At 51.8% G+C, this 620-nt stretch carries 1 rRNA gene; it reads right to left on the reverse strand.

The features are described 5' to 3' along the window. Positions 1–620 (reverse strand): 23S ribosomal RNA (locus tag GTP45_RS27775); the annotation flags it as partial.

The raw sequence follows: 620 nt of genomic DNA on the forward strand, positions 1-620 counted from the left end.
CCGAGTTCCTTCTCCCGAGTTCTCTCAAGCGCCTTAGAATACTCATCTCGCCCACCTGTGTCGGTTTGCGGTACGGTCTCGTATGACTGAAGCTTAGAGGCTTTTCTTGGAACCACTTCCGATTGCTACGTGAACAAGTTCACTCGTCCCAGTCCCTTGGATTGCGTACCCGGATTTGCCTAAGTACCTCCTATGAACCAGAAACTGACTATTCCAACAGTCAGACAACCTTCCGCGATCCGTCCCCCCATCGCATCATACGACGGTGCAGGAATATTAACCTGCTTCCCATCAGCTACGCATCTCTGCCTCGCCTTAGGGGCCGACTCACCCTGCTCCGATGAACGTTGAACAGGAAACCTTGGGCTTACGGCGTGGGGGCTTTTCACCCCCATTATCGCTACTCATGTCAGCATTCGCACTTCTGATACCTCCAGCATCCTTTACAAGACACCTTCGCAGGCTTACAGAACGCTCTCCTACCATATCCTTACGGATATCCGCAGCTTCGGTGACTGGCTTAGCCCCGTTACATCTTCCGCGCAGGACGACTCGATCAGTGAGCTATTACGCTTTCTTTAAATGATGGCTGCTTCTAAGCCAACATCCTGACTGTTTTA

The organism is Duganella rivi, assembly GCF_009857435.1.
Taxonomy (GTDB): domain Bacteria; phylum Pseudomonadota; class Gammaproteobacteria; order Burkholderiales; family Burkholderiaceae_D; genus Rugamonas; species Rugamonas rivi.